The 3235-nt window shown below is 40.5% G+C and carries 2 protein-coding genes; both read left to right on the top strand.

Annotated elements, in window-relative coordinates; genetic code table 11:
- Window positions 1–312 precede the first annotated feature (312 nt).
- A complete protein-coding gene (locus E0D98_RS22705; RefSeq protein WP_001228923.1) occupies window positions 313–1449 on the top strand; it encodes a porin in 1137 nt (378 codons plus the stop codon).
- Window positions 1450–1543: 94 nt separating this feature from the next.
- Window positions 1544–3235, top strand: a 1692-nt coding sequence (locus E0D98_RS22700; RefSeq protein ID WP_131891083.1) for a sulfatase, incomplete at its 3' end; no start/stop codon positions are given.

The raw sequence follows: 3235 nt of genomic DNA, 5'->3' as shown, positions 1-3235 counted from the left end.
ATACTACATATGGTGTTCTTTTTTTTGCAGAATTACAGTTATTAATCTTATTTAATACTGAAAATCAAGATTGGTAAAACTTGCTTTTCATGCAATGTGATGGGGATATCCAGGGAGATGGTTCTGTGATAAAGGTCAAGAAATAACACTTGAGAAAGAAAAGTCAAATACACCAGAAAACATACAATCACAAATAAAAACAACAATATGTGTCGCATAGCAATATTTTGTTACATCTTTACATGATGATAATTTTTTCGCCATAGTTTAATTTTTAAAACCATACTAAAAATGTGCACAGGGGATTTTTTTATGCGAAAATTAAGTATGGTTGTGTGCTCTGTCGTTTCTGCATTAATGCTGTGTGAGGCAACACAGGCAGCAGAAATCTATAATAAAGACGGTAATAAACTGGATTTTTATGGTCGCGTTAAAGCCCGTCATTACATCTCTGATGGTTCTATGGATGGCGACAGAACATTTGCACGTCTTGGTTTCAAAGGCGAAACACAAATTAATGAGAGCCTGACTGGCTTTGGTCAGTGGGAATACCAGTTCCTGGGGTTTAAGACAGAAAGTGAAGTACGCAACGATAAAAATCGTCTGGCATTTGCAGGTATTCGCCACAATATACTCGGTTCACTTGATTATGGGCGAAACTATGGTGTTGCCTATGATGTGGGGGCTCTGACTGACGTACTTCCGGACTTTGGTGGTGACAGCTGGACTTACTCTGATAACTATATGACCGGCAGAACAACCGGAGTTCTGACCTGGCGCAATACAGATTTCTTCGGGCTTGTTGATGGACTTACTTTTTCTGCTCAATATCAGGGTAAAAATGACCGTGATAATTTACTTGAAGCTAATGGTGATGGATATGGCTTCTCCGTAAGCTATGACTATGAAGGTTTTGGAATCGTTGCCGCTTACACTAATGCCGACAGAACCAGTCTGCAGGAAAAAGAAGGTCGTAAACGTTTCATGACATCGAAAGATTCAGAAGGAAAAGAAGTTATTACGCCTCGCTGGATTGCCGGGGGAAAACATGCAGAGTTTGCAGGTGTTGGGGTCAAGTATAATGATAATGACCTGTATCTGGCAGCTGACTACTCTGAAACCCGAAATATGACTCCATTTGGTAGCGCAGGCATCGCAGATAAAGCACGGAATATTGAAGTTGTGGCTCAGTATATGTTTGATTTTGGCCTGCGTCCTTCACTGGCTTACGTTCAGTCCAGAGGGATGGATGTTAAAGGCGGAATAGTAAACTATGGCGATCAGTCTCTTGTTGAGTATATTGATGTTGGCGCGAACTACTTTCTGAACAAAAACATGTCACTTCTTATTGATTACAAAATTAACCTTATTGATGAAAGCGAATTTACCCAAAAGGCTGGTGTTGCAACCGATAATATAATTGCTGTTGGCATGATGTATCAGTTTTAACAGGTATCCATTTAAACGATTTACATAATTTTATTTATATCAAAGGCTTTTATTATTAATAAATGTTCGTGATGCAACTCAGAAGGAATACCATATGGAACATCAGTTAAGTAAAAAACTGCTTAACTCATCAATATCACTTATATTAGCATCTGGTCTGATGATGAGTACTGCAAATGCAGCAGATGATGTTAAGCTCAAAGCAACAAAAACAAATGTTGCCTTTGCGGACTTTACGCCGACGGAATACAGCACTAAAGGTAAGCCAAATATCATTGTTTTAACAATGGATGATTTAGGGTATGGACAATTGCCTTTTGATGATAGTTCATTTGACCCTAAAACGATGGATAACCGAAATGTTGTTGATACATACAAAATAGGTATTGATAAAGCAATTGAAGCTGCAAAAAAATCCACTCCAACATTAGCATCCCTGATGGATGAAGGTGTAAAATTCACTAACGGCTATGTTGCACACGGTGTCTCTGGCCCTTCACGTGCCGCAATCCTGACGGCGCGAGCTCCTGCTCGCTTCGGTGTATATTCAAATTCTGATGCACAGGATGGTATCCCTCTGGAAGAAACATTCCTGTCTGAATTACTTCAGAATCATGGTTATTACACTGCAGCAATCGGTAAGTGGCACTTATCAAAAATCAGCAACGTAGGTGTGCCTGAAGAAAAACAAACCCGTGACTACCACGATAACTTCACCACCTTCTCCGCAGAAGAATGGCAACCTCAGAATCGTGGCTTCAACTACTTCATGGGCTATCACGCATCCGGCGTTTCACTTTATAACTCCCCGTCATTGTTCCGTAACCGTGAAAACATTAAAGCTGAAGGGTACATTAGTGATCAATTAACTGATGAAGCAATTGGTGTAATTGACCGTGCAAGCAAACTGGAACAGCCATTTATGATTTATCTGGCATACAGTGCACCACACCTGCCTAACGATCAGCCTGCGCCTAAAAACTATCAGGAGAAATTCAACACTGGTAGCAAAACTGCTGATAACTATTATGCGTCAATTTACTCCGTTGACCAGGGGGTTAAAAAGATCCTGAATACACTTAAGGAAAAAGGTCAGTACGACAACACCATCATTCTGTTCACCTCTGATAACGGTGCTGTAATTGATGGTCCACTGCCACTGAATGGTGCGCAGGCTGGTTACAAAGGCCAACCGTATCCGGGTGGTATGCATACACCTATGTTCATGTGGTGGAATGGCAAGCTGAAAACGGGTGATTATGACAAACTGGTTTCATCAATGGACTTCTATCCGACCGCTTTAGATGCCGCAGATATCAAGATCCCTGCTTCTCTGAAACTGGATGGTGTATCATTATTGCCATATGTACAGAAAGGAGCTGATAAGAAATCTGCAGCTGGCGAACCTCACAAATATCTGTCCTGGATTACCTCTTATTCTCACTGGTGGGACGAAGAGAACACTGCATTCTGGAACGGATATCATAAATTCGTGAGAAAAGAGTCTGATGATTATCCGCACAACCCACATACAGAAGACTTAAGCCAGTTTGCATACACTGTAAGAAGCAACGATTATTCTCTGGTTTACACCTATGCAGAGAATAAACTAGCTCTGTACGATATCAACGATCTGCAACAAACTAAAGATCTCTCTGCATCCCATCCTGATGTAGTTAAGAATATGAAGGCTGTTATGATTGACTTCATCACGTCAAGTCAAAAACCGATCAGTGATATCAACCAAGCCAAATTTGAGAATATAAAAAAATCTTTAACTAACGTG

The sequence above is a fragment of the Escherichia sp. KCJ4928 genome, from assembly GCF_004352695.1.
In the GTDB taxonomy this organism is placed as follows: Bacteria; Pseudomonadota; Gammaproteobacteria; order Enterobacterales; family Enterobacteriaceae; genus ECMA0423.
The sequence above is the reverse complement of the archived record's forward strand: the minus strand, read 5'-3'. Positions and strand labels throughout refer to the sequence as shown.